This window comes from Paracoccus aestuarii (assembly GCF_028553885.1).
GTDB classification, from domain to species: domain Bacteria; phylum Pseudomonadota; class Alphaproteobacteria; order Rhodobacterales; family Rhodobacteraceae; genus Paracoccus; species Paracoccus aestuarii.
This window is the reverse complement of record NZ_CP067170.1, coordinates 146,603-170,064: the sequence shown is the minus strand read 5'-3', so window position 1 is coordinate 170,064 and position 23,462 is coordinate 146,603. Positions and strand designations below refer to the sequence as shown.

Annotated in this window: 18 protein-coding genes and 8 pseudogenes; 17 read left to right on the top strand and 9 right to left on the bottom strand. The window is 68.2% G+C overall.

Annotated features, from left to right (window positions below; all coding sequences use genetic code 11):
* Window positions 1-67: 67 nt before the first annotated feature.
* Window positions 68-376: pseudogene (locus JHW48_RS16440) on the bottom strand (IS110 family transposase); the annotation flags it as partial.
* A gap of 309 nt (window positions 377-685) precedes the next feature.
* On the opposite strand from JHW48_RS16440, the pseudogene JHW48_RS16435 reads away from it, so the two are divergent.
* A pseudogene (locus tag JHW48_RS16435) lies at window positions 686-1,201 on the top strand (transposase).
* Between the two features lie 9 nt (window positions 1,202-1,210).
* Here JHW48_RS16435 and JHW48_RS16430 read toward each other — a convergent pair.
* A complete protein-coding gene (locus JHW48_RS16430) occupies window positions 1,211-1,846 on the bottom strand; it encodes a helix-turn-helix transcriptional regulator (protein ID WP_272835868.1) in 636 nt (211 codons plus the stop codon).
* A 270-nt stretch (window positions 1,847-2,116) separates the two neighbouring features.
* On the opposite strand from JHW48_RS16430, the gene pobA reads away from it, so the two are divergent.
* The 6 genes and pseudogenes from pobA to JHW48_RS16400 form a co-directional block, all read left to right on the top strand.
* The gene (gene pobA / locus JHW48_RS16425) at window positions 2,117-3,295 is read left to right on the top strand and encodes a 4-hydroxybenzoate 3-monooxygenase (protein ID WP_119887904.1); all 1,179 of its coding nucleotides are present in this window, start codon (window positions 2,117-2,119) and stop codon (window positions 3,293-3,295) included.
* Window positions 3,296-3,320: 25 nt separating this feature from the next.
* Window positions 3,321-4,764, top strand: a pseudogene (locus JHW48_RS16420) (aldehyde dehydrogenase).
* 108 nt (window positions 4,765-4,872) lie between these two features.
* A complete protein-coding gene (locus JHW48_RS16415) occupies window positions 4,873-6,378 on the top strand; it encodes an ABC transporter substrate-binding protein (protein ID WP_272835867.1) in 1,506 nt (501 codons plus the stop codon).
* Entirely contained in the window at window positions 6,375-7,316 is a 942-nt protein-coding gene (locus JHW48_RS16410) for an ABC transporter permease (RefSeq protein WP_119887462.1), read from the top strand. Before JHW48_RS16415 ends, JHW48_RS16410 begins: the two co-directional genes overlap by 4 nt.
* A pseudogene (locus tag JHW48_RS16405) lies at window positions 7,313-8,127 on the top strand (ABC transporter permease). Before JHW48_RS16410 ends, JHW48_RS16405 begins: the two are co-directional and overlap by 4 nt.
* Window positions 8,124-9,317: pseudogene (locus tag JHW48_RS16400) on the top strand (ABC transporter ATP-binding protein); the annotation flags it as partial. The pseudogenes JHW48_RS16405 and JHW48_RS16400, both read left to right, overlap by 4 nt.
* A gap of 240 nt (window positions 9,318-9,557) precedes the next feature.
* On the opposite strand, the pseudogene JHW48_RS16395 reads toward JHW48_RS16400, so the two are convergent.
* Window positions 9,558-9,979 (bottom strand): annotated as a pseudogene (locus JHW48_RS16395) (Fur family transcriptional regulator).
* Window positions 9,980-10,103: 124 nt separating this feature from the next.
* Here JHW48_RS16395 and JHW48_RS16390 point away from each other — a divergent pair.
* The 5 genes and pseudogenes from JHW48_RS16390 (at window position 10,104) to JHW48_RS16370 (ending at window position 14,110) form a co-directional block, all read left to right on the top strand.
* Window positions 10,104-11,069, top strand: coding sequence for a metal ABC transporter solute-binding protein, Zn/Mn family (locus tag JHW48_RS16390; protein ID WP_272835866.1), 966 nt, complete (start codon window positions 10,104-10,106; stop codon window positions 11,067-11,069).
* 40 nt (window positions 11,070-11,109) lie between these two features.
* Window positions 11,110-11,868, top strand: a complete 759-nt coding sequence (locus JHW48_RS16385) for a metal ABC transporter ATP-binding protein (protein WP_119887468.1) — start codon at window positions 11,110-11,112, stop codon at window positions 11,866-11,868.
* A gap of 121 nt (window positions 11,869-11,989) precedes the next feature.
* Window positions 11,990-12,082: pseudogene (locus JHW48_RS16380) on the top strand (hypothetical protein); the annotation flags it as partial.
* A 76-nt stretch (window positions 12,083-12,158) separates the two neighbouring features.
* The gene (locus tag JHW48_RS16375) at window positions 12,159-12,986 is read left to right on the top strand and encodes a metal ABC transporter permease (RefSeq protein WP_272835865.1); all 828 of its coding nucleotides are present in this window, start codon (window positions 12,159-12,161) and stop codon (window positions 12,984-12,986) included.
* Window positions 12,983-14,110 carry a metal ABC transporter permease gene (locus tag JHW48_RS16370; protein WP_119887465.1) on the top strand — a complete coding sequence of 376 codons (1,128 nt, stop codon included), beginning with the start codon at window positions 12,983-12,985 and terminating at the stop codon, window positions 14,108-14,110. Before JHW48_RS16375 ends, JHW48_RS16370 begins: the two co-directional genes overlap by 4 nt.
* Before the next feature lie 6 nt (window positions 14,111-14,116).
* Here JHW48_RS16370 and JHW48_RS16365 read toward each other — a convergent pair whose 3' ends face one another.
* The 6 genes and pseudogenes from JHW48_RS16365 to JHW48_RS16340 all read right to left on the bottom strand — a co-directional run bounded on the left by JHW48_RS16365 (window position 14,117) and on the right by JHW48_RS16340 (window position 17,808).
* Window positions 14,117-14,899, bottom strand: a complete 783-nt coding sequence (locus tag JHW48_RS16365) for a spermidine synthase (protein ID WP_272835864.1) — start codon at window positions 14,897-14,899, stop codon at window positions 14,117-14,119.
* On the bottom strand, window positions 14,859-15,527 hold the full coding sequence (locus JHW48_RS16360) for a fused MFS/spermidine synthase (RefSeq protein ID WP_272835863.1): 669 nt from the start codon (window positions 15,525-15,527) through the stop codon (window positions 14,859-14,861). The genes JHW48_RS16365 and JHW48_RS16360 overlap by 41 nt, the downstream gene beginning before the upstream one ends.
* A gap of 199 nt (window positions 15,528-15,726) precedes the next feature.
* A complete protein-coding gene (locus tag JHW48_RS18715; RefSeq protein ID WP_119887146.1) occupies window positions 15,727-16,065 on the bottom strand; it encodes an integrase core domain-containing protein in 339 nt (112 codons plus the stop codon).
* Between the two features lie 82 nt (window positions 16,066-16,147).
* Window positions 16,148-16,435, bottom strand: a pseudogene (locus JHW48_RS16350) (transposase); the annotation flags it as partial.
* Between the two features lie 411 nt (window positions 16,436-16,846).
* Entirely contained in the window at window positions 16,847-16,972 is a 126-nt protein-coding gene (locus JHW48_RS16345; RefSeq protein ID WP_272835862.1) for a hypothetical protein, read from the bottom strand.
* A gap of 134 nt (window positions 16,973-17,106) precedes the next feature.
* The gene (locus JHW48_RS16340) at window positions 17,107-17,808 is read right to left on the bottom strand and encodes a GntR family transcriptional regulator (protein ID WP_119887148.1); all 702 of its coding nucleotides are present in this window, start codon (window positions 17,806-17,808) and stop codon (window positions 17,107-17,109) included.
* A 136-nt stretch (window positions 17,809-17,944) separates the two neighbouring features.
* Between JHW48_RS16340 and JHW48_RS16335 the strand changes: the two genes are divergently transcribed.
* From JHW48_RS16335 to JHW48_RS16315, 5 genes are all read left to right on the top strand, one after another.
* A complete protein-coding gene (locus JHW48_RS16335; protein ID WP_240637921.1) occupies window positions 17,945-18,232 on the top strand; it encodes a UxaA family hydrolase in 288 nt (95 codons plus the stop codon).
* 3 nt (window positions 18,233-18,235) lie between these two features.
* Window positions 18,236-19,417, top strand: a complete 1,182-nt coding sequence (locus tag JHW48_RS16330) for a UxaA family hydrolase (protein WP_119887149.1) — start codon at window positions 18,236-18,238, stop codon at window positions 19,415-19,417.
* An 87-nt stretch (window positions 19,418-19,504) separates the two neighbouring features.
* Window positions 19,505-20,455, top strand: coding sequence for a tripartite tricarboxylate transporter substrate binding protein (locus tag JHW48_RS16325; RefSeq protein WP_119887150.1), 951 nt, complete (start codon window positions 19,505-19,507; stop codon window positions 20,453-20,455).
* Between the two features lie 119 nt (window positions 20,456-20,574).
* On the top strand, window positions 20,575-22,515 hold the full coding sequence (locus JHW48_RS16320; RefSeq protein WP_272835889.1) for a tripartite tricarboxylate transporter permease: 1,941 nt from the start codon (window positions 20,575-20,577) through the stop codon (window positions 22,513-22,515).
* A gap of 13 nt (window positions 22,516-22,528) precedes the next feature.
* Window positions 22,529-23,461, top strand: coding sequence for a hydroxyacid dehydrogenase (locus JHW48_RS16315; protein WP_119887152.1), 933 nt, complete (start codon window positions 22,529-22,531; stop codon window positions 23,459-23,461).
* The last annotated feature ends 1 nt before the right edge of the window (window position 23,462 follow it).

The window sequence follows — 23,462 nt, the reverse complement described above, 5'->3', positions numbered from 1 at the left end:
TTGCGCTCTTTTTTGACGTCAAGGCTCTGAGAAGGCGTATCTTGTCCGCCGGAAGACTGCGGCCCGCTTCGGGTCGGAAGGCGAAAAAGCGGGCGATGAGCTCCGCATCGATCCGGTCGGTCCTGGCGCGCGTGCCCCGGCCTTGCGCAAACGCCTTCACCTGAGCGGGAGGCACCTGACGTTCCCCAATGCCTTCTGTCTTCAGAAACGGTCGGAGCTGCCCCTCCTGACCACCAGTCGCCTCGAAGCAGGCGACGGCATCTCTGTCCCGGGCAAGATCCGCCACAGCAGCATGACCTGCCGGATCGTTTGGCATTCTACAGCGATGCCCGTCGGGCAGGCAATGAAGGTCCAGCCGGTCGCGGCTGACATCCATACCGATGACGCGGCCATGGGATAGATTGTCCATGCTCTCGTTCGGGCATTCCTTTGAACCGGTGGCAGCATGCCCTCACTCTGGTGCGCGGTCCTTCGAAGGCCGCGATCAACTGTCCAAGACGATGAAGAGAAGCGGTGCCGACATGCCAAGAGCCGTGGTCATGCCACAAGGGTCAGACGTCGCGCACCACCCGCCATCGGCCCTGCCGGTGACGGGCCGGTTTGGCGGGACGGAGATACAGAAGGGTCAGGATGCAATGATTTTCATTGCGCTGCGTCATTCACGGCCCGGAAACGGAGCGGTGACATGAGCGACCTTTTGTGGCTGACTGACGCGCAGATGGCACGCATGGTCGGCTTTTTCCCAAGGTCAAACGGCAAGCCACGCGTTGATGACAGGCTTGTTCTCAGCGGGATTATCTTCACTATCCGCAATGGCTTGCGCTGGCGTGATGCACCCCGCTTATGGCCCCGCAAGACACTTCACGGCCGTGGGAGGCGTTGGAGCGAAAAGGGCATCCGTGCTGGGGATGATGGCCGGCCTCGCAGCCAAGCCTTGAAGAACGTCGGAGGGCTGCTTGGCGATCGCGGTCTTGACGCTGAATGATCGAGAGGCGCTTCGCAGTACAAGGGGATACGCGCCTGACTCCCTGGTCGGAAGCAGCGCAAGACGCCGATCGCGTATGACAAGCGGCGCAGCCGCATCGAGATCATGGTCGGGAAGCTCAAGGATTGGAGGCGCGTGGCGGTGCGACAGGACAGACGTCCAAAGATCTTCCTCTCGGCCATCGCCCTCCCAGAAACCGTAATCCGTCGGTTATAAAGACTCACCTTAGCCGTCCTGCAGGCGCAATCGGTAATCCGACGGCGATTCCCCCATCCGCCGCCGGAAGCGGCGCGAGAAATAGGACGGATCGCCAAAGCCCAAGCGATAGCCGATCTGCGCCACCGGCATCCGGGTGAAGGCGATCAGGCGGCAGGCCTCGGCCATGGTCGCGGCCTCCAGATGGGCGGTCAGGCTGTGACCCTTGGCGGCGCGGATGATCCGGTTCAGATGGCTGGTCGTCACGTTCATCGCCGCCGCATAGTCCCGCGCCGTCCAGCCGCGGCCCAGATTGGCGGCGATCAGCGATTCCAGCCGGGTCAGGGCATGGCCCGCAGGGGGGGCCGCGGCGTCGCTCTCCTCGGCCAAGCTGGCCAGCAGGACCTGGGTCAGCCCGACCAGCTGCTGGGCGCGAAATGTGCCAGCGCCCGCATGGACCGCCTGCAGGTCGTCCATCAGCGTCCCGGCCCGCGCGCCCACCCGCCCGCGCCGCACCGCGCCCAGCCATGGCGCCATATCGGGCATCATCCCCGCCGTCACGGGGCTGGGAAAGGACAGGACCGCCCCTTCGGCCCCTTGGGAAAAGACGAAGCCATGCACCACCTGCGCGGGGATATAGAGGTAATCCCCCGCCCGCAGCCGCATCGCCTCGCCATCGGCGCGGGCCTGCGCCTCGCCCCCTCGATGCGCAGGATCTGGGACATCTGGGGGTGGCGATGCGGGGTGATCACCCAGTCATGCAGCCGCGCGCGGTCCAGCACGCGTTCGCAATGCACGACATCGGGAAAGGCGCTGGTTTCGCCATAGAGGGAAAAGACCGGGATCATGCGCGAAAAGTACCACTCAATGCCGGGCGCGTCCATTCGCGCCGGACCCGCCGGCGCTAGGCTGGGACCAGACAAGGGGGAACGCGCCATGACCACCATCCGCAGCCAGGTCGCCATCATCGGCGGCGGCCCGTCGGGGCTGCTGCTGTCGCAGCTGCTGAACCGGGCGGGCATCGACACGGTCGTGCTGGAACGCGCCACCCGCGACCACGTCCTGTCGCGCATCCGGGCGGGCATCCTGGAAAGCGGCACGGTGGACCTGCTGGCCGAGGCCGGGGTCGATGACCGCCTGCGGGCCGAGGGCATCCCCCATGACGGCTTCTGCCTGTCGGACGAGGACCGGATGATCCATGTTGACATCCATGCGCTGACCGGGCGGCAGGTCACTGTCTATGGCCAGACCGAGGTGACGCGCGACCTCTATCAGGCGCAGGATGCGATGGGCACCCGGATCCTGCACGGGGTCGAGGATGTGCGCATCACCGATCTGGACCAGCCCCGATCGGTCGTCACCTTCACCCATCAGGGCCGCGCCATGCGGCTGGAGGCCGAATTCGTCGCCGGTTGCGACGGGTTTCACGGCGTGTCGCGCCGCACCATTCCCGAGGATCGGCGCCGCGAATTCGAACGGGTCTATCCCTTCGGCTGGCTGGGCATCCTGGCGCGGATGGCGCCCTTGGCGCCCGAGCTGGTCTATGCCAATTCCCCCGACGGCTTTGCCCTGGCCTCCATGCGCAACGCCGCGCTGGTGCGGATGTATGTCCAGGTCCCCGCCACCGACCGCCCCGAGGACTGGTCCGACGAGCGGTTCTGGCAGGCCTTCGCGCGCCGCATCCCGGCCGAACTGGCCGCAGGCCTGACCCCCGCCCCCTCGATCGAGAAATCCATCGCGCCGCTGCGCAGCTTCGTCTCCGAGCCGCTGCGATGGGGCAACCTGTTCCTGGTCGGCGACAGCGCCCATATCGTGCCGCCGACCGGGGCCAAGGGGTTGAACCTGGCGGCCTCGGACGTGTTCTATCTGCACCAGGCGCTGATCGCGGCGCTGCGCGGCGGCGACCGGGCGGGCATCGACGGCTATTCCGACTGCGCGCTGGCGCGGATCTGGAAGGCGATGCGGTTCAGCTGGCAGATGACCACGATGCTGCACCGCTTCGACGGCGAGGACGGCTTTGCCGCCCAGATGCGCCGCGCGACGCTGGACCACCTGGCCCGGTCCGAGACCGCGCGCCGCGACCTGGCCGAGAATTACGTGGGCCTGCCCCTGTGAACCGGGGCGGGAAAGGGAGGACTCAATGACGCTATCCATGATCATCGACGGGCAGGACAGCCCCGCCGCATCCGGCGCGACCTATGACCGCCGCGACCCGGTGACGGGGGATGTGGCCACCACCGCCCCCGCCGCGGGCCCGGACGACATGCGCCGGGCGGTGGATGCGGCGGCGGCGGCCTTTCCCGCCTGGTCCGCCACCGGCCCGGGCGAGCGCCGCAAGCTGTTGTCCAAGGCCGCCGACGCGCTGGAGGAGATGACCCCCGAGATCATCCGCACCGCCATGGCCGAAACCGGGCGACCGGCCCCTGGATCGGCTTCAACTGCAGCCTGGCCGCCGGGATGCTGCGCGAGGCCGCGGCCATGACCACCCAGATCGCGGGCCAGATCATCCCGTCGAACAAGCCCGGCACCCTGGCCATGGCGCAGCGGCGCCCGCATGGCGTCTGCCTGGGGATCGCGCCGTGGAACGCCCCGGTCATCCTGGGCACGCGGGCGGTGGCCATGCCCATCGCCTGCGGCAACACCGTGGTGCTGAAGGCCTCCGAGATGTGCCCCGCCACCCATATGGCCATCGGCGAGGCCTTCCGCCGCGCGGGCTTTCCGCCGGGCGTGCTGAACGTGGTGACGAACGCCCCCGACGATGCCGCCGCGGTGGTCGAGGCGCTGGTCGGCGACGACCGCCTCAGGCATGTGAACTTCACCGGATCGACCAAGGTCGGGCGCATCATCGCCCGCCTGGCCGCCGAGGGGCTGAAGCCCGCCCTGCTGGAACTGGGCGGCAAGGCGCCGCTGATCGTGCTGGACGATGCGGATGTGGATGCGGCGGTGAACGGCGCGGCCTTCGGCGCCTTCATGAACCAGGGACAGATCTGCATGTCCACCGAACGCATCATCGTCCAGCAGGGGATCGCCGACCGCTTCGTCGCGGCGCTGGTCGACAAGGTCCGCGGCCTGCCCGCGGGCGATCCGCGGGGCGAGGTCGTCCTGGGCGCCCTGGTCACCCCGGAGGCGGTTACCGGATGGACGACATCATCGCCGACGCCACCGCCAAGGGCGGGCGGGTGATCGCCGGGGGCGGCCGCGACGGCGCCGTGGTCGAGGCGACGCTGATCGACCATGTCACCCCCGACATGACCGTCTATGCCGAGGAAAGCTTCGGCCCCGTCAAGCCGATCATCCGCGTGGCCGATGACGACGAGGCCGTGCGGGTGGCCAATGACACGCCCTACGGGCTGTCGGCGGCGGTCTATGGCGGCGACCTGACGCGCGCGATGCGCGTGGCCGACCGGATCGACAGCGGCATCTGCCACATCAACGGCCCGACCGTGGGCGACGAGGCGCAGATGCCCTTCGGCGGGGTCAAGGATTCGGGCTATGGCCGGTTCGGCGGCACCGCGGCCATCGACGCCTTCACCTGGCTGCGATGGGTCACGATCGAGGACCCGCATCAGCATTACCCCTTCTGACGCCCAAGGCGCAGCGGGCCGTGAAGGCCCGCTGCGCCGGTAGCGGACGGGACCGCTTGCAATCCATGATATGTGATATAATAACGCCGCATATCATCGGAGTTGACCATGCGTCCCGCTTTTCTTTCCGCGGCGGCCCTTGCCGCCCTGTCGCTGCCCCTGACCGCGGGGACGAATGACGGTGTCCTGGACATCGTCGCCCCGTTCGAGATCAAGGGGGCCGATCCCGTCACCTCGGGCAACATCTTCATCAAGATGGACTTGGCCGAGACCTTGGTGAATGTCGACCCGGACGGGCGGCTGACCCCGGGGCTGGCGCTGTCTTGGCAGGCCTCGGATGACGGGCTGGAATGGCGCTTCGATCTGCGCCCGGACGTGGTCTTTCACGACGGCAGCGCCTTCGACGCCGATGCCGCCGCCCATGCGCTGAACGTGGCCCGCGCCAAGCCCGGCCTGTTGGAGACCGCGCCCATTGCGGCCATCTCGGCGGATGGCGGGGACCTGGTCGTCACCCTGACCGAACCCTTCGCGCCGCTGCCGGCCTTCCTGTCGGAATACCGCTCGCTGATCCTGGCGCCCGCCGCCTATGGCCCGGGGGGCGAGGTGACCGAGGTGATCGGCACCGGCCCCTATCGCGTCACGCGCCTGGACGCGCCGCTGCGGCTGGAGGCGCAGGGATTCGCCGATCACTGGGACGGACCCCCTTTCATCGACCGCGCCAGCTATCAATCCGTGGGCCGGGCCGAGACGCGCGCCCTGCTGGCCGAAAGCGGCGATGCCGATTACGTCTTCAACCTGGACCCGGCCTCGGTGGCGCGGCTGTCGGGGCTGGACAGGCTGGAGGTGCAGTCGGTCTCGGTCCCGCGTTCGCTGCTGATCAAGCTGAACGGCGATCATCCGGCCCTGTCGGATGCCCGCGCGCGCCAGGCCCTGTCCATGGCCATCGACCGCGAGGGGCTGGCCCAGGCCATCCTGCGCTATCCCGCCGGGGCCGACCAGATCCTGCCGCCCTCGCTGGCCGATTGGCATTCCGAGACGGTCGCGCCCCTGACCCATGACCCGGAGGCCGCGCGCGCGCTGCTGGCCGATCTGGGCTGGCAGCCGGGGCCGGACGGCATCCTGACCCGCGACGGGGACCGCTTCAGCCTGGTGCTGACCACCTATCCCGACCGCCCCGAGCTGCCCTTGTCGGCGGCGGTGCTGCAGCAGATGTTCGCCGATATCGGGGTCGAGGTGGTGATCGATTCCACCAACTCCTCCGAGGTGGCGGTGCGGCACGGGGACGGGTCGCTGGACATGGCGCTGTTCGCGCGCAACTTCGCGCTGGTGCCGGACCCGATCGGCACCTTCCTGACCGATTACGCGCCGACCGGCGATTGGGGGGCGATGAACTGGGACAGCCCGGAATTCACCGCCCTGATCCGCGACCTGGCCCGGGGCGAGGGCGGCCAGCCCGAACGCGACCGCGCCATCGAGATCCTGCAGACCGAACTGCCGGTGATCCCTGTCGCATGGTATCAGCAGACCGCCGCCATATCCGGGGCGATCACCGGCGCGGTGGTCGATCCCTTCGAGCGCACGCTCGGGCTGCGGTCCATCCGGTGGGCGGAATGAGGCGGGCGATCCTGCACCGGCTGGCGCAGGCCGTGATGGTCGCACTGCTGGTCGGGGTCCTGACCTTCCTGATGATGCAGTCCCTGCCCGGCGACATGGCCTTTCGCATCGCGGCGGGGCGCTATGGCTATGACAATGTGAACGCCCAGGCCGCCGAGGCCGTCCGGCAGGAGCTGGGGCTGGACCGCCCGGCCATCGCGGCCTTCGGGTCATGGCTCTGGGACTTGATGCGGCTGGATTTCGGCACGTCGGTGATCTCGGGCGCGCCGGTGATGACCGAGATCCGCCACCAGCTGGGCGCCAGCCTGCAGCTGGCCGGGGCGGCCTTGGCACTGTCCCTGGTGATCGGGCCGCCGATCGGCATCCTGGCCGGGCTGCGCGCGGGGGGCCTGCTGGACCGGGTGCTGCTGGTCCTGTCCACCGCGCTGCGATCGGTGCCGCAATTCCTGATGGGGCTGGTATTGATCGTGCTGCTGTCGATCCAGCTGGGCTGGCTGCCCGCGGCGGGGCATGGCCGGGCCGAGCATTTCATCCTGCCGGCGCTGACCCTGGCCTTGGGGCTGGCGGCGGTCTCGGCGCGGGTGGCGCGGGACGCGATGGCCAGGGTGGCGGGCAGTCCGCATTACGCCTTCGGCCGCTGGAAGGGCCTGTCCGAGGCGCAGATGCTGCGCCGCCACGGGCTGCGCAATATCGGCGTGGCGATGGTGACCTATCTGGGCCTGCAATTCGCGATGCTGGTCGAGGGCGTGGTGGTCATCGAGGCGATCTTCGGCTGGCCGGGCATCGGGCATGCGCTGGTCCATGCGATCTTCGGGCGCGACGTGCCGATGGTGCAGGGGACCGCGCTACTGCTGGGGCTGGGCTTCGTGCTGCTGAACGCGCTGGTCGACCTGGCCGCGCGCTGGATCGACCCCCGCGCAGGGGGGGTCGGGACATGATCGTCGCCGACATCCCCCTGGCCCCCGCCGCCCGCCCTTGGGGCCGCTGGATCGGAGCCGGGCTGCTGGCCGCGGTGCTGGGCCTTGCGCTGCTGGCGCCGTGGATCTTTCCCGCCGATCCGCTGCGCCAGAGCCTGCGCCACATCCTGGCGGGGCCGGATGCCGCGTCGCCCCTGGGTTACGACCATCTGGGCCGGTCGCTGACGGCGCGGCTGGCGGCGGCTTTGCGCCTGTCGCTGGCGATCGCGGCGGCGGCGGTGGTCAGTTCGGCGGTCCTGGGCGTCGCCATGGGGGTGCTGGCGGCGTGGCGCGGGGCTGGGTCGACCGGCTGGCCAGCCTGGTCGCGGACAGCTTTCTGGCCCTGCCGGGGCTGCTTCTGGTGCTGATCGTCCTGGCTATTGTGCCGGTGACGCCGGTGGCCTTCTGGATCGGCCTGACCTTGGTCCTGTGGATCGAATATTTCCGCCTGACCCGGGCCACGGTCAGCCGCCTTCTGGCGGCGCCGGGGGTGCAGGCCTCGCGCCTGCTGGGCTTTGGGCCATGGCACGTCTTCCGCCGCCATCTGTGGCCCGAGCTGGCGCCGATGCTGCTGACGCTGGCGGCCTTCGGTGCGGCGACGGCGGTGATGACCATCGCGGCGCTCGGCTTCGTCAGCGTGGGCATCCGCCCCCCCGAGCCCGAGCTGGGCCAGATGATGGTCGAGATGCTGCCCTATTACCGCGAGGCGCCGATGGCGCTGCTGGTGCCGGTGCTGGCGACATTCGTCACGCTGCTGGGCCTGAACCTGATTGCCGGAGGACGCCGCCCGTGACCGAATTGCTGATCGCCCGCGATGTCGCGGTCACCGCCCGGGGCGTGCCGCTGGTCCAACCCGTCTCGCTGTCGCTGCGGGCGGGCCAGGTCCTGACCATCCTGGGTGAGACCGGATCGGGCAAGAGCCTTCTGGCGCAGGCCATCATCGGCACCCTGCCCGCGGGCCTGGCCGCGCAGGGCGCCGTCACGCTGGAGGGGCGGGCCTTGGACCTGTCGCGCCCGGGCGGCCACCGCGCGCTCTGGGGGCGGGTGCTGGGCGTTCTGCCGCAGGAGCCGTGGCTGGCGCTGGACCCCTTGATGCCTGCCCGCGAGCAGGTGGCGGAGGGTCACGCGCTGGTCCGCGGCCTGCCTTGGGCCGAGGCCCGCGCCGCCGCCGATCGCGACCTGGCCGATCTGGGGCTGGAGGGTGCGGGCGGCCGCCGGCCCGACCAGCTGTCGGGCGGCATGGCGCAGCGCGTGGCCTTCGCCGCCGCGCGCACCGGCGGCGCCCGCATCGTCATCGCGGACGAGCCGACCAAGGGTCTGGACATCGCGCGGCGCGACGGGGTGATCGGCCTTCTGGCCCGCGAGGTCCAGGCGGGCGGCGCGCTGCTGACCATCACCCATGATCTGGCGCTGGCCCGCCGCTTGGGGGGCGAGCTGATCGTGATGCTGAAGGGCCGCATCGTGGAACGCGGCCCCGCCGAGCGGGTCCTGTCGCGGCCCGGTCACGACTATACCCGCCGCCTGATCGCGGCGGATCCGGCCAGCTGGCCCAAGCGTCCGGCCCGGCCCGTCACCGGCGCCCCGGTGATCCGGGCACGGGGCCTGACCGCGCACCGCGGCGGTCGGACCCTGTTCCAGGGTCTGGATCTGGACCTGCATCCCGGCCAGATCACCGGCATCTGGGGTCCGAGCGGTTGCGGCAAGTCCACCTTGGGCGACCTGCTGCTGGGGCTGGCCCCGCCGCAGGCGGGCTGGGTGGAACGGGGCGCGGGTCTGGCCCCGGCGCGGTTCCAGAAGCTCTATCAGGATCCGCCGAGCGCCTTTCCCCGCCATGTCACCCTGGGCCGGTCACTGCGCGACGTGATCCGGCTGCACCGGCTGGACGGCGGGCGGGTCGCGCCGCTGCTGACGCAGCTGCGGCTGGATCCGGGGCTTCTGGCGCGCAAGCCGACCGAGGTTTCGGGAGGCGAATTGCAGCGCCTGGCCCTGCTGCGGCTGCTGCTGCTGGATCCGGTCTTCCTGTTCGCGGACGAGCCGACATCGCGGCTGGACCTGATCACCCAGGCCGAGGTGACGGATCTGCTGATCCGCACCGCCCGTGACGGCGGCATGGCCCTGCTGATCGTCAGCCATGATCCCGACCTGCTGGCGCAGAGCTGCGACCGGGTGATCGCGCTGGACCGCGACCATGCGATGCCCGAACGGCTTGCGGGCTGGGGGCGGTCAGCCCCCGGGGCGTTTGCGGGCGTAAAGCTCCAGCCGGTGCCATTCGATCTCGTATCCCAGCTCGGCCGCGATCTGGGCCTGCAGGGATTCGATCAGTTCGGAATGAAACTCGATCACCTCGCCCGTATCCAGGTCGATCAGGTGGTCGTGATGGGCGCGGTCGGCCAGCTCGAACCGCGCGCCCGCGCCGTCGAAATCGTTCTTCAGCACCGCGCCGACCTTTTCCAGCGCGGCCAGGGTGCGATAGACCGTCGCCTGCGAGATGCTTTCATCCTCCAGCTTGGCCCGGGACAGGATCTCGTCGGCGGTGGGGTGATCGCTACCAGGCGCAGCACGTTGACGATGGCCAGCCGCTGACGCGTGACCTGCACCCCCTTGGCGCGAAGCTGGGCTTCGATATCGTCGATCTCGTGCGTCATGCCCGTGGTTCTAGACCGGTGCGCGGGGCGGCTCAAGCATCTCCGCGCGCAGAACTTGCAAACAATTCTCATTCGCATATCCTGCGCCGGACCGAAGGGGCGAATCAGGATGGGACGAATGGTGATGCGATGCACGACCCTGCTGGCGGCGCTGTGGCTTGCGGCACCGGCCCAGGCCCAAGATGCGCCCTTGCAGGTGCTGGCGACGGTGGGGATGATCGGCGACCTGGCCCAGGGGGTGGCGGGGGATTGCGCCGCGGTCTCGACCCTGATCGGGCCGGGGGTGGATCCGCATTCCTTTTCCGCCACGCCGCGCGACGTGCAGGTCATCGCGGATGCCGAGCTGATCGTCTATGTTGACCGCGCGCTGGAGGAACGGCTGGCCGATGTGCTGGAACGGTTCGACGGGCGGGTGCCGACCCTGGGCCTGGTGCAGGCGACCTTCGGCGCCGATGCGCTGCTGGAGGATCCCGAGGCGCCGGGCCGGATGGACCCGCATCTGTGGATGGATGTGGACCGCTGGTCGCGCATCGTGCCGGTCCTGGCGGATGCCATCGCCGATGCCCGCCCGGCCTGCGCCGACACCTTGGCCGCCAATGCGGATGCGCTGGTCGCGGATCTGGCCGCGCTGCATGACTGGGTGGGGCAGGCCATCGCCTCGATCCCGGAGGAGCGGCGCGTGCTGGTCACGGCGCATGACGCCTTTTATTATTTCGCCGATGCCTATGGGATCGAGGCCTCCGAGGCGATCGAGGGCATCTCGACCGCGTCCGAGGCCAGCATCGGCGACATCCGCCAGGTGGCCGATTTCGTCATCGCGCGCCAAGTGCCCGCGGTCTTCGTCGAAAGCACCATCAGCCCCCGCACCATCGAGGCGCTGCAGGCCGAGGTTGCCAGCCGCGGCCATGACCTGGCCATCGGCGGCACGTTGTTTTCCGATGCGATGGGGGATGCGGGCACGCCCGAGGGCAGCTATATCGGCATGATCCGCGCCAATGCGGTGACCATCACGCGGGCCCTGGGCGGGCAGGTGCCGGATTGGCCCGAGGCGCTGGAAGGCTGGGCGGCCGAATGGGATCTGCCCCGCTGAGCCGCGGGATCTTGGCGAAAGGCCGCATATGGGCAAGGACATGCTGCACGAACCCGACCAGGCCCTGCATGTCGAGGACCTGACCGTCAGCTATGGCAGCATGCCGGCGCTGTGGGACATCGACCTGGACGTGCCGATCGGGGTAATGTGCGCCATCGTGGGGCCGAACGGGGCGGGCAAGTCGACGCTGATCAAGGCGGCCTTGGGGCTGGTGCGCCCGGTCGCGGGCCATGTGCGGTTCCTGGGCCGGCCGGTCGGCGCGATGCGCGGGCGGATCGGCTATGTCCCGCAGCGCCATTCCGTGGACTGGGATTTCCCCACCACCGCCGCCGACGTGGTCGAGATGGGGCTCTATCGCAGCCTGGGCTGGTTCCGTCGACCCGGCCGCGCGGCCCGGGCCCGCGCCATGGCGGCCCTGGCCCAGGTCGGCATGCAGGATTACGCCGACCGCCAGATCGACCAGCTGTCGGGCGGCCAGCAGCAGCGGGTGTTCCTGGCCCGGGCGCTGATCCAGGACGCGCCGATCCTGATCCTGGACGAGCCCTTCGCGGGCGTCGACGCGGCCACCGAGGCCTTGATCATCGCCCTGCTGAAGCGCCTGCGCGACGAGGGGCGCACCGTCATCGTCGTCCATCACGACCTGACCACGGTCCAGAGCTATTTCGACTGGCTGGTGATGATGAACATCCGCATCGTGGCCCAAGGCCCGGTGGCGCAGACCTATACGCCCGAGAACCTGCGCGCCGCCTATGGCCGCCATCTGGCGATGATCGCCCTGCCCGACGGGGGCCGCCCGTGACCGAGCTGCTGTCGTCCCAGATCGTGCGCACGGTGCTGCTGGGGGCGGTGATGCTGGGGGCGGTGTCGGGGATGCTGGGCGCCTTCGCCGTGCTGCGCGGCAGAGCCTGCTGGGCGACGCCTTGGCCCATGCGGCCCTGCCGGGCGTCTGCCTGGGGTTCCTGGTCGCGGGCGGTCGCGATCTGGGCAGCATCATGGCCGGGGCCCTGCTGACCGGGGCCTTGGCGGCGCTGTCGGTCATGGTCATCACCCGCCGCACCCGGCTGAAGACCGACCGCGGCGCTCGGCGTCGTGCTGGGGGTGTTCTTCGCGGTGGGGGTGGTGATGCTGACCCATCTGCAGGCCGCGGGCGGATCGGCCAGCGCGGGGCTGTCGGGGTTCCTGTTCGGTCAGGCGGCGGCGATCCTGGTGGGGGATCTGTGGATCATCGGGGCGGGGGGCGCGCTGGCCTTGGCGGTGATCCTGGCGCTGTGGAAGGAATTCAAGCTGGTCAGCTTCGACCCCGACTTCGCCCGCGCCCAAGGCATGCCCGTCGTCGCGCTGGAGGCCGCGCTGACCGTGCTGATCGCGCTGGCCATCGTGCTGGGGCTGCAGCTGGTGGGGGTGGTGCTGATGGTCGCGCTGTTGATCGCGCCGGCGGCGGCGGCCCGGCAATGGACGGACAGGCTGGGGCCGATGGTCCTTTTGTCGGCGGCGATCGGAGCGGCATCAGGCGCCGGCGGCGCGCTGATCAGCGCGGGCGCGCGGGGGCTGGCCACGGGGCCGGTCGTGGTGCTGATCGCATCGGCGGTGGTGCTGGTCTCGCTGATCCTGGCGCCGGGGCGGGGGCTGGCGTGGCGGGCGGTGGCACGCGCCCGCGCCCGTGCGCGCATCAGCGAGGCGCGCATCCTGGCCGCGATGGACGGGCTGGCGCGCGATCACGACGACGCCGCCTATCCGGCCGAACGCGGCATGCTGGGGGCGGCGCTCGGCAAGGCACCATCGCCGCGCCGCCTGGCCGCGCTGGAGGGGCAGGGCCTGATCCGCCCTGTCGCCCATCCGCCCGAGACCGCGCCCCGCTGGCAGCTGACGCCCGCCGGCCGCGACCGCGCCGGGTCCGATCGGGGGGACGCGGGATGATCGACGCCTTCTTCGCCTCGATCCCCGCGATGATCCTTCTGACCGGCATCCTGGTGGGGCTGTCGGGGGCGGTGCTGGGGACGTTCCTGGTGCTGCGCGGCAATGCGATGCTGACCGATGCGATCAGCCATTCCATCGTCCTGGGCGTCATCACCGTCTGGCTGGCCACGGGGCATCTGTCCGGGCCGGTCCAGCTGATCGGCGCGGCGCTGACCGGCGTGCTGACCGTCATCCTGACCGAGGCCTTGGCCCGGTCGCGCCTGGTGCGGATGGATGCGGCCATCGGGCTGGTCTTTCCGGCGATGTTCGCGGCGGGGGTGCTGCTGATCTCGGTCCATGCGCGCGACGTGCATCTGCATGTCGACAGCGTCCTTCTGGGCGAGATCGGCTTTGTCTGGCTGAACATCGTCACGGTCGCGGGACATCCCGTGCCGGTGGCGGTGGCGACCTTGGGGGCGGTGCTGGCGATGAACCTGGCCTTCGTGCTGGCCTTCTGGAAGGAATTGAAGCTGGCCAGCTTCGATCCCGGGCTGGCCGCGGCCTTGGGGTTCCTGCCCGGGGTCCTGCATTACGGGGTGCTGACCCTGACCAGCGTGACGGCAGTCGCGGCCTTCGACGCGGTGGGGGCGATTCTGTTCATCGCCTTCGTCATCGTGCCGCCCGCGACGGCATTCCTGCTGTGCCGGCGGCTGTGGTCGATGATGGCGGTGGCGGTCCTGCTGGCGGTGGCGTCCTGCCTGGCGGGCTACGCGCTGGCGCTGCGCTGGAACGTGTCCATCGCGGGGATGATGGCCAGCATGGCGGGCCTGTGGTTCGTGCTGGCGCTGATCGCAGCGCCCGATCGGGGGCTGGTGGCGCAAGCGCTGCGCCGCCGGGGCCAGCGCATGGACCATGACAGCCGGGCGCTGGTCGCGCATCTCTTCACCCATCGCGACAGCCCCGACATGGCCGAGGAAAGCACCCTGCGCACCCTGACCGACAATCTGGGCTGGTCCGCGCCGCGGGCCCGCGCGGCGATCCTGCGCGCCCATGACCGCGGGCTGGTCACGCGGCGCGACGGTCTGCTGACGCTGCGCCGCAAGGGCCTGGCCGAGGCCGAGGCGATCTTTGGCCGCATGCCCTGAGGCGTCTCAGCGATGCCCGATCCAGCCCCGGTCGTCGGTGAAGGCGCGGGCGGGCGTCACCGCGACCGGGGCGAACCCGTCGGGCAGCGCCGCCAGCGGGGCCAGCGCCCGGTCGGATGCCGCCAGCACCAGGTTCGCCCGGCCCCGCGCGCTGACGGGGCCCTGCACGGCCTGGACATGGGGATAGATCTCGGACAGGATCGCATGGACCCCGCGCAGCAGCGGCCCGTCGGGGCGGTCGATCAGGTTCACATAGACCGGCCCGTCCACCATCGCGCGCAGCCGGGCATAGGCCTCGCGCGTGGCCAGATGCGCCGGGACCGACCCCGAGGAGAACGCATCCATCACCGCCGCGTCGAACCGTTCGGTCGCCTCGTTCAGAAACAGCCGCCCGTCGGCATGGGCGATGCGCAGCCGCGGGTCACCCCCCCCGATCAGTGCCCCGGCGCGGGGCAGGTGGCCTTGGGCGACGCGGGTGATCAGCGGGTCGATCTCGACCGCCATGGCGCGGGCCCGGGGGTCCTGGTCCAGCAGCACCGCGGGCAGGCTGTAGCCGCCACCGCCGATGAACAGGACCGATGGCGCGGGCCCCAGATCGGCCTGCATCCGCGACCAGATCCAGCGCGTATAGGGCAGGGCCAGCATGGCCGGTCCCGGCGCATCCGCCTCGGCCGCCTGCGGGGTGCGGTCCGACAGCAGCCAGACGGTGTCGCCCTGGACCTGCACATCGATGCAGGATATCCCCGATTCATGGCGGCACATCGGCCCGCTGGCCGTCACGCCCAGCACGGCCAGCCCCGCCAGCCCCCGGCCACCGCCATGCCCGGCCCGCCGGGCCCGCGCCCCGCCCCCGGATCAGCGGCACGCAGGCCAGCGCGACCAGCCCGCATCCCGCGAAGGTCGCCACCGACCCCACCACGGGCAGCGCCACGAACCCCGCCAGCACCGCCCCGAAGATCGCCCCGAGCGAGCCCGCGGCCAGCACCAGGCCCAGGGACGACCCCTCGCGCCCCGGCCGGGCCTCGATCGCCATCTGCGCCAGAAAGGGCGAGGGGAAGGTGACCAGAACCGATGCCGGAAAGAAGGCCAGCATCACCGCCGCCAGCATCCCCCCCGTGCCCCGCGCGCCCAAGGCATAGACCAGCCCCAGCACCGCGGGCGAGACCGCCATCAGCAGCGCCGTCGCGATCAGCGCGATCCGCACCGCGCGCACCGCCACCGCCCGGTCGCGATCCGCGACCAGCCCGCCAAGTGCGCTGCCTAGAGAAAATCCCGCCAGGATCACCGCGATCACCGATGTCCATGTCACCAGCGAGGTCCCGAAGAACGGCGCCAGCACGCGGCCTGCCGCGATCTCGTAGGTCAGCCCGACCGCCGAGAGGACGAGGATCAGGGTGATTGTGGTCCAGAACCGCATCGGCATTCTCCCTTGGCGCGGAGGGCGGCCTAGCGCAGCGCGCACCACGGTGCAATCGCGCGCATAGTTTTTATAATCTGTCTTATGTTGCAGTAGCGCGTGTGACTAATTCTGTTGGCGGCCGCTTCGCGGGACGAAGCTGTCGGTCGCATGCGATCGGGCAAGGTAATGAAGCTCTGCCTGACATGTTATCAGCTCTTCAGGCTAAGTGTCGCATTCGGGAACGGAAAGCCGAAATCGTCGATATCGCGCCGAGAAATGAGCTACTCCCCGCCTCTTGGACAGATATCCGGTTAATATAAGCTACTGCCTGCACCTGCTGATCGGTTTCTATGGTTCTGAAGTAGACCACGGCGGGGGGTTGTCCGCCATGGGCGGCGTGGGGCCGCTGGTGGTTGTAGAAAGTGATCCACCGCCCGATGCCGGTTCTAGCCTGCGAGACGGTCTCCCAAGCGTGCAGATAGACGCATTCATACTTCAGGGATCGCCAGAGGTGCTCGATGAAGATGTTGTCGAGGCAGCGCCCCTTGCCGTCCATCGAGCTCCGGGCGCCGACCCGCTTCAGCCGGTCAGTCCAGGCAAAGGACGTGAGCTGTGCCCCCTGGACGCCCTTTTGTGAGTCAAGACGTTGCCGCGGATACTTGGTCGATCTTCTTTTGTCGGGCACGGATAATCCCGAAGACTTCACGGGCGATGTATCGTTTGATCATCCTGATGGCTTCGAGCTTTGAATGTCCCATGGCGATGCGACTGGCCACGTATTCCTTCGTCCGCTGGTCGAGGCGCATTCGGGAGATTGCGATGATGTGCGGTGCGCTGTTGGCCGCCCTGTCGCCTCCGCGGTTCAGACGGTGCCGGATTGTCTTGCCGGAGGAGGCGGGGACTCGACTGACACCGCAAAGTGCGGCGCATCAGGCGGCGGATGCGTCTCTGGTTCACGGCATGGCCCTCGTTCTGCAGGTGCCACGTCATCTGCCGGACAACGTAGAACGGGGTATCCAGGAACTGCTTGTCGATCAGCAGCATGAGGTCGAGGTTCATCGCCGTTTCGCTCTGCGGCTCGTAATAGAACGATGAGCGCTAGATCGACAGCAGGCGACATTGCAACCCAACCGACAGGCTCGGGTGGTTCTTTTCGATCATGCCGCGCCTCACTTGCCGATCCAAGGCTTGAGCTTTCGTGACAAAAAATCGTTGGCGACCGCCAGCTCCCCGATCTTCGCGTGCAGCGCCCGCACCGTGTCTTCATCGACCTCTGGGGCCTTCTTGCCGCCTCGCTCGGAGATGTCAGCCGCGCCCTCCAGCAGAGCCTTCTGCCACTAGTGGATTATCGTCGGGTGAACATCGTATTCGGCGGCCAGTTCTGACACCGTGCGCTCGCCCTTCACCGCCTCCAGCGCCACGCGGGCCTTGAACCCAGAGGCATGGTTCCTGCGTTTCTTCATGTCCTGATCTCCTCGTTCTTGGAGACCAGCAAACGTTAGATCGTAGCTTCCTTCACTGTCCGATTTTCGGTGAGTAGCTCAAACACCTAAGGGATGTTCGCATCCGCCCCAAGCTAGAGCGTAGTCGTGGCGGTTCAGTCAAGGCGCACCATGTAGCTAAGGTCCTCCGTGAGATACAGGCTATGCCGACGCTCGATTGTCCGATCGAGTACATCTCGAGCTAGACGTTCGACTCGCAGCAGCGGAGTGCCAGCCTTGACATTGAGTGAGGTGGCCTCGTCGATTGACGCCACGGACGCACGAATTGCCTCGTCGGCATGCAGGACAATGATCCCGTAGGCCTGCTGATACAGAACATAGAGGGCGCTTGGTAAAGGGCTGCGCCGCTCGATCCCCGAAAAGAGGTCGACCGATATGACGGAGGTCTCCATGACTCCGCGGCGATCCAGTAGGCTGCGCACCCGACGAATCTCGATCACCTCGGTGGGTGTCCCATGCAGCGTTTCACGCTCAATGGGTGTGGCTGCGCGCCTTGCGATCCTCTCTTCCAGAACCTTAGGTTTGATTACGCGTCCATCTGGCGGGCGAAGGCGAAAAAAGTTGAACAGGGACGATTCGGGCGTCCGCGCGGTGACGAATGTACCTCGACCTTGTTCACGTCGGACGATTCCATGCTGTTCGAGCATCATGAGGGCCTTGCGCGCGGTGCCTTGAGACACACCGATATCATGAGCCAGTTGCGTCTCACTGGGCAGCATGCCGCCCGGCAGCAGATCCCCCGCCGCAATTTGGGCGATGATGGAGTTGATGACCGTCTGGTAGAGCGGGGGTGCCATTCAGTTATCCTTTCTTCCCGCATTAGCACCAGCTGACGAGGAAGCGCAATACATATAGGAATAGTCTTGTATATGATATGATATGTATGTTATGGCCTTTGCAGCCGCTTTGGTTTATCTGCAAGGGGAGGATCACTTGAGTATTCCGCAACTTCTGGTCCATGATCGCGAGGACAATGTCGGTGTCGTCGTCGTCGAGGATCTCGCCGCCGGTACCGAGATGCTATGCGTAGTTACCGCCGATAATTCGGATTTCCGCCTGACGGCCAAGGCCGACATTCCCATCGGGCACAAGGTGGCGCTGAAGCCGCTGAAGGCGGGGGACACGGTCATCAAATACGGCGAGGATATCGGCCGGATGATCGGCGATGCCGATGTGGGCGGTCACGTCCACACGCAAAACTGCAAGACAAAAAGGTGGTAATCCATGGCGCTTGATTTCAGCACTGCGACCGTCAAGGCATGGCGTCGCGAGAATGGCCGTGTGGGCGTGCGCAACCACGTCCTGATCCTGCCGGTCGACGACATCTCGAACGCGGCCTGTGAGGCGGTGGCCAACAACGTCAAGGGCACGATGGCCCTGCCGCATGCCTACGGCCGCCTGCAGTTCGGCGAGGATCTGGAGCTGCATTTCCGCACTATCATCGGTACCGGCGCGAACCCCAACGTCGCCGCCGTGGTCGTGATCGGGATCGAGCCGGAATGGACCAAGGTCATCGTGGACGGCATCGCCAAGACCGGCAAGCCCGTCACCGGCTTTTCCATCGAGCAGAAGGGGGATTTCGAGACGATCCGCCAAGCCAGCTGGAAGGCCAAGGAATACGTCCACTGGGCCAGCGAGCTGCAAAAGGAGGATTGCCCGGTCAGCGATCTTTGGATCTCGACCAAATGCGGCGAAAGCGACACGACCACGGGTCTGTCCTCGTGCCCGACGGTCGGCAACATGTATGACAAGCTACTGCCGCAAGGCATCTATGGCTGCTTTGGCGAGACGTCCGAGATCACCGGCGCCGAACATATCTGCGAGACCCGCGCCGCCACCCCCGAGGCCGCCAAAAAGTTCAAGCAGATCTGGCAATCCTACCAAGACGACGTGATCGAGGCCTTCAAGACCTCGGATCTTTCCGACAGCCAGCCGACCAAGGGCAACATCCTGGGCGGGCTGACCACGATCGAGGAAAAGGCCCTGGGCAACCTCGAAAAGATCGGCCGCAGCTCGACCTATATCGACGCGATCGGCCCCGCCGAGACGCCCGAGAAGGGGCCGGGGCTGTATTTCATGGACAGCTCGTCGGCGGCGGCGGAATGTGTGACGCTGATGGCGGCGGGCGGTTATGTCATCCACACCTTCCCGACCGGGCAGGGCAATGTGGTGGGCAACCCCATCGTGCCGGTCATCAAGATCTCGGGCAATCCGCGCACGCTGCGGACCATGTCCGAACATATCGACGTGGACGTCACCGGCGTCCTGACACGCGAGATGACCATCGACCAGGCCGGAGACAGCCTGATCGAGATGATCATGCGCACCGCCAACGGCCGTCTGACCGCCGCCGAGGCCTTGGGTCACCGGGAATTCTCGATGACCAAACTGTATCGCAGCGCCTGAGGGCCGCCCGCCTGCCGCACCTTTGAGGAGGGGGGCGGCAGGCACCGGGCATCATCGGGACCATTCACGAAGCGGGAGGAGAGACCCATGATCGGAACGACGACACGGCGCCTGATCGGCGCGGCCAGCCTTGCACTGATGGGAACCGCGGGGGCCGCGCTGGCCTATCCGGACGGTCCGGTCACCTACATCATCCCGTTCAACGCAGGCGGGGAAAGCGACGTGACCGCGCGCTATCAGCAGGCGCGGTTCCGCGAGCTGACCGGCCACGACATGATCGTGCAGTATCTACCCGGGGCGGGCGGTGCGCAGGCCTGGGCCGGGCTGAACGGCATCAGCGGCGACGGGCAGACGATCATGGGCACCAACCTGCCGCATATCGTGTTGCAGCCGATGCTGCAGGACCCCGGCTATACGACCGAGGTCATCACCAACGTCTATATGTTCCACTTTACCCCCGACGCGCTGATGGTCGCGAATGACAGCCCGTTCCAGACCGTGCAGGACGTGATCGACGCGGCCAATGCGATGCCGGGGGGCGTCACGGCGGGCGGATCGGCCACCAATTCGGCCAATCACATCGCCAATCAGGTGTTCATGAACGAGACCGGGGTCGAGACAACCTATATCCCCTATACCGGCACCGGCGCGACCGAGACCGCGCTGGTGGGCGGAGAGGTGGACATGCTGTGGGGCTATACCACCGTGGCCGTGCGTCAGGGCGATGCCACCCGCGTCCTGGCCGTTGCGACCGAGGAACGCCACCCGCTGTTCCCCGACAGCCCCACCTTCCGCGAGCTGGGGATCGAGATGGTCGGCGGCGCTTATCGCGGCATCGGCGTGCCCGCCTCGACCCCCGAGGAGATCCGCACCCAGCTGTCCGACATCATCGGCCAGATCAACCAGGACCCCTCCTTCCGCGAGCAGATGGAGAATGACGGCTATGCCCTGATCGACGTCCCCTATGCCGAGATGGACGCCTTCATGGCCGAGCGGATCGAGGCCTATACCGCCATCGCCCAGCAATTGCAGCAATAGGCCGCATCACGACCGCCGCCGGACCGCCCGCGCGGCGGCCCGGCGGTGGACCTGTGCCACGTCCAAGGGGGTGAACCATGGCCAATGCAGCAACCATTCTGTTCGAAGCGCTCAGCCCGATGAACCTGCTTCTGGCGCTGCTGGGGGTGCTGGGCGGCACGGTCATCGGCGCCCTGCCGGGGCTGTCGGCCACCATGGCCATCGCCGTACTGGTGCCGTTCACCTTCGTCATGGACCCGGCATCGGGGCTGATCATGCTGGGGGCGATCTATACCGGCGCGATCTATGGCGGGGCCTTTGCGGCGATCCTGGTGAACACGCCGGGCACGCCCAGTGCCATCGCCACCACCTTTGACGGCTATCCCATGGCCCGGCGCGGCGACGGCGATCTGGCCGTGACGCTGGCCACCATCGCCAGCGTCTTCGGCGGACTGGTGGGGGCGATTCTGCTGATCACGTTGGCGCCGGGGCTGGCCACGCTGGCGCTGGCATTTCAGTCGACCGAGTATTTCTGGCTGGCCATCCTGGGCCTGACGCTGATCGCGACCCTGTCGCAGGGCAATCTGGTCAAGGGCCTGATGGGCGGCATGTTCGGGCTGTTCCTGTCGATGATCGGCGTGGCCGTCATCGGCGGCGACATGCGGTTCACGGGGGGCATGCCCTCGATGCTGGGCGGTATCGACATCATCGCGGCGCTGATCGGGCTTTACTGCATTCCGGTGCTGATCGGCATGGTCGCCACCCCGGGCCAGCACCTGGACCCCGGCGAGGCGCGCGGCTTTCGCCTGTTCGAGGCCATCGGAATTTCCGTCAAGAACTGGTTCAACCTCATCCGGTCGTCGCTGATCGGTACGCTGGTGGGCATCCTGCCGGGGGCGGGCGGCTCGATCGCCTCGCTGATCGCCTATTCCGAGGCGCGCCGCGCCTCCAAGAACACCGCCAATTTCGGCAAGGGCGAACCGGGGGGCCTGCTGGCCACCGAAAGCGCCAACAACGCCACCGTCGGCGGCGGCTTCATCCCCACGCTGGTGCTGGGCATTCCGGGCACACCGCCGGATGCGGTCATCATGGGCGCGCTGATGGTGCAGGGCATCCGGGTAGGTCCGTCGCTGTTCCAGTCGGGCGACGGCACGGTCTATGTCTTCATGACCGGGCTGGTCATCGCCACGCTTCTGATGCTGCCGGTGGGCCTGATCATCGGGCGCTATGCCTTCCGCTTCATCACCAATGTCCCCAAGGCGATGCTGGTGCCGCTGATCGCCTTCATGACCGTCATCGGCAGCTTTGCCATCCACGCCAACCCGCATGACGTGCTGGTCATGGTGGTGCTGGGGCTGGTCGGATGGGCCGCGGGGCTGGCGGGGTTCGGCGCCTCGCCCATCGTGCTGGGGCTGGTCCTGGGCCAGATCGCGGAACAGGGCTTCATGCGCGCCTGGATGATCGGGGGCGCGCGCGGCGATTTCATGGGCCAGCTGCTGCTGAACCGGCCGATCAGCTGGGCCATCGTGGCGCTGATCCTGCTGACGATGATGCTGCCGCTGCTGCGCGGCCGCACGGCGCGCCGGCTGGTGGCCCAGGACCTGGCCCGAGACGGCATCGCGGCGGCGACGCGGGTAGACCGGGCGGGCCTTGCGGGATCGGTCGTGTTCCTAGGGCTGGCGGTCGTGATGCTGATGCAGGCGCGGGGCCTGTCGCCCATGGCCGCGGCCTTTCCCTATGCCATCGGCGGCGCGCTGGCGGGGCTGTCGGTCCTGCAGATCCTGCGCAGCCTGCGCGGTCACGGCGGCATCAATGCCGAAGGCGCGGGCGCGGACGGCACGGTGCGCGGCCTGGTTCTGGCCGCCACAATGCTGGGCTGGGCGCTGGTCTTTCCGCATCTGGGTCTGTTCGTCACGTCGCTTGCGGCCTGCATCATCCTGATGCTGACGGGCCAGTTCGGGCGCCTGACCGCACGCCGTCTGGCGGTCTATCTGGCCTGCCTGCTGGCGATGGTGGTGGGCTTTTATCTGACGCTGGACAGGGTGCTGAACGTGCCCCTGCCCCAGGCACTGCTGTTCTAGGAAAGGAAACGCCATGTCGCGTATCGTCATCACCGAATTCATGGACGAGGCTGCGGTGCAGCGGATCGCGGCGTCCCATGACACGCTCTATGCGCCCGATCTGGTCGACCGCCGCGCCGATCTGCTGGCCCAGGTCGCCGCGACCGACGTGCTGATCGTGCGCAACCGCACCCGCGTCGATGCCGATCTGCTGGCGGCGGCGCCCCGGCTGCAGGCGGTCGGGCGGCTTGGCGTGGGGCTGGACAATATCGACATGGAGGGCTGTCAGGCGCGTGGCATCACGGTCTGGCCCGCCACCGGGGCCAATGATCTGGCGGTGGCGGAATATGTCATCACCACCGCGATGATGCTGCTGCGCGGGGCCTATGCGGCGACCGAGCGGGTCATCGCGGGCGACTGGCCCCGCCAGGACCTGATCGGGACCGAGGCCTCGGCCCTGACCCTGGGCCTGATGGGCTATGGCGCCATCGCGCGGCAGGTCACGCGGCGGGCGCAGGCGATGGGCATGAGGGTCATCGCCCATGATCCGCACCTGCCCGCCGATGATCCGGCCTGGGGCGATGTCGCCCCCGTGTCGCGCGCGGACCTGCTGGCGGGATCGGATGTCATCAGCCTGCATGTGCCGCTGACCCCGCAGACCCGCCACATGATCGACGCCGCCGCGTTGCGCGCCATGCGCCCCGGCGCGGTGCTGATCAATGCGGCCCGGGGCGGTGTCGTGGACGAGGATGCCTTGGCCAATGCCCTGCGGCAGGGCCATCTGGCCGGTGCCGCGCTGGACGTGTTCGAGGTCGAGCCCCTGACCGCCAAGGCCGGTCAGCGTTTCGCGGGCCTGTCGAACCTGATCCTGACGCCGCATATCGCCGGCGTCACCGCCCAGGCCAATGTCCGGGTCAGCAGCCTGATCGCCGACCGGGTCCTGGACCACCTTGCGGAGAGGGTCTGAG

Bases quoted from the DNA above. Each gene is read 5' to 3' on its own strand.
- JHW48_RS16410 (WP_119887462.1), top strand. From the start codon at position 6,375: ATGAGGCGGGCGATCCTGCACCGGCTGGCGCAGGCCGTGATGGTCGCA.
- JHW48_RS16390 (WP_272835866.1), top strand. From the start codon at position 10,104: ATGCGATGCACGACCCTGCTGGCGGCGCTGTGGCTTGCGGCACCGGCC.
- JHW48_RS16370 (WP_119887465.1), top strand. From the start codon at position 12,983: ATGATCGACGCCTTCTTCGCCTCGATCCCCGCGATGATCCTTCTGACC.
- JHW48_RS16385 (WP_119887468.1), top strand. From the start codon at position 11,110: ATGCTGCACGAACCCGACCAGGCCCTGCATGTCGAGGACCTGACCGTC.
- JHW48_RS16315 (WP_119887152.1), top strand. From the start codon at position 22,529: ATGTCGCGTATCGTCATCACCGAATTCATGGACGAGGCTGCGGTGCAG.
- JHW48_RS16360 (WP_272835863.1), bottom strand. From the start codon at position 15,527: ATGCGGTTCTGGACCACAATCACCCTGATCCTCGTCCTCTCGGCGGTC.
- JHW48_RS16325 (WP_119887150.1), top strand. From the start codon at position 19,505: ATGATCGGAACGACGACACGGCGCCTGATCGGCGCGGCCAGCCTTGCA.
- pobA (WP_119887904.1), top strand. From the start codon at position 2,117: ATGACCACCATCCGCAGCCAGGTCGCCATCATCGGCGGCGGCCCGTCG.
- JHW48_RS18715 (WP_119887146.1), bottom strand. From the start codon at position 16,065: ATGGACGGCAAGGGGCGCTGCCTCGACAACATCTTCATCGAGCACCTC.
- JHW48_RS16320 (WP_272835889.1), top strand. From the start codon at position 20,575: ATGAACCTGCTTCTGGCGCTGCTGGGGGTGCTGGGCGGCACGGTCATC.
- JHW48_RS16340 (WP_119887148.1), bottom strand. From the start codon at position 17,808: ATGGCACCCCCGCTCTACCAGACGGTCATCAACTCCATCATCGCCCAA.
- JHW48_RS16430 (WP_272835868.1), bottom strand. From the start codon at position 1,846: ATGCGGCTGCGGGCGGGGGATTACCTCTATATCCCCGCGCAGGTGGTG.
- JHW48_RS16330 (WP_119887149.1), top strand. From the start codon at position 18,236: ATGGCGCTTGATTTCAGCACTGCGACCGTCAAGGCATGGCGTCGCGAG.
- JHW48_RS16345 (WP_272835862.1), bottom strand. From the start codon at position 16,972: ATGAAGAAACGCAGGAACCATGCCTCTGGGTTCAAGGCCCGCGTGGCG.
- JHW48_RS16415 (WP_272835867.1), top strand. From the start codon at position 4,873: ATGCGTCCCGCTTTTCTTTCCGCGGCGGCCCTTGCCGCCCTGTCGCTG.